Origin of the sequence: Neptunitalea chrysea (assembly GCF_027924145.1) — a bacterium.
Classification (GTDB): Bacteria; Bacteroidota; Bacteroidia; order Flavobacteriales; family Flavobacteriaceae; genus Neptunitalea; species Neptunitalea chrysea.
In genome coordinates this window covers 1-433 of sequence record NZ_BRVP01000080.1, presented here as the reverse complement: position 1 = coordinate 433, position 433 = coordinate 1, and the positions used below count along the sequence as shown (strand labels likewise).

1 protein-coding gene is annotated in these 433 nt (G+C 33.9%); it reads left to right on the top strand.

Annotated elements, in window-relative coordinates; genetic code table 11:
* Positions 1 to 324: hypothetical protein (locus tag NBRC110019_RS16790; protein WP_281756620.1), on the top strand; the 324-nt coding region annotated here is incomplete at its 5' end.
* Positions 325 to 433 lie beyond the last annotated feature (109 nt).

Sequence of the window (433 nt, the reverse complement as noted above, 5' to 3'; positions counted from 1 at the left end):
CTTAGTGCGCAACAGGCGCAGCCAGATATAGCGCAAAAAATAAAAGGTACTTGGATAAGCCAAGATGATACTAATTTTAAAGTAGTCATAAGTAATACTACATATAAAGTGTATTCTGTTGGTGAATTAACATCTACTTATGAGTATGTGATTGGCCCTCAATGTGGTGTTGAAACTGATTTTAATGCTAATTTTTTAAAATTGACAGATGCTTCAGGTTATGTGCAATGCTATGAATTGTATGGTGCAGATGCAAATGGTAATGGGGTGTTGTCTATGCGTTATTTAGGTAATGGGAAAATCTTTGTTTTTAATAAACAGTAGGTAGTTAACGTATTTTATAAAACCAGTGTGTGCATAAATAGAGCATACGCTGGTTTTTTTATTTTTTGCAGTGCCTTTAAGTTTGCCCGTAGAATGGAGTTGTAAGATT